The organism is Vibrio sp. 1402, assembly GCF_033340275.1.
On the sequence record NZ_JAWOWE010000311.1, the window covers coordinates 1 to 672 of the forward strand.

The window sequence follows — 672 nt, forward strand, 5'->3', positions numbered from 1 at the left end:
ACACGAGCATGACGCACACTGATATAACGACAGGATTCATACTTTTCCTAATATGTTGTGTTTACTTATTATTCTTCGTCGACAAGAGGCCAACCGCCTAGGGCCTTCCATTTGTTGACAATACCGCAGAATAATTCTGCTGTTTTTTGTGTATCGTAAAGCGCAGAGTGTGCTTCACGGTTATCAAATTCCATCCCGGCTGTTTTGCATGCTTTAGCGAGAACTGTTTGGCCATAAGCAAGGCCACTTAATGTAGCCGTATCAAAAGTAGCAAAGGGATGAAAAGGGACTCTTTTTAGTTTACAGCGTTCATTTGCTGCATTTACAAAACCCAAGTCGAATGCTGCGTTATGAGCAACCATAATTGCACGTGAGCAATCTGCGGCTTTTTGTTCTTTGCGAATAAGCTTATAAATTTCCTTTAGCGCCTCTTGCTCAGAAACAGCACCACGAAGAGGGCTGAAAGGGTCACGAATACCATTAAACTCAAGCGCTTCTTTCTCTAAATTCGCGCCTTCAAAAGGTTCAATATGAAAATGAATAGTGGAGGCTGGATGCAGAACGCCTTCTTCATCCATACGAAGGGTGACGGCGCAGATTTCTAAAAGTGCATCAGTTTGAGCATTGAAACCAGCGGTCTCAACGTCAACAACCACTGGGAAATAACCACGA

Annotated in this window: 1 protein-coding gene; it reads right to left on the minus strand. The window is 43.3% G+C overall.

Annotation, left to right across the window (positions count from 1 at the left end; all coding sequences use genetic code 11):
* Positions 1-68: 68 nt before the first annotated feature.
* The coding region (rnt, locus tag R7044_RS25765) for a ribonuclease T (RefSeq protein WP_225456066.1) at positions 69-672 on the minus strand (604 nt) is incomplete at its 5' end.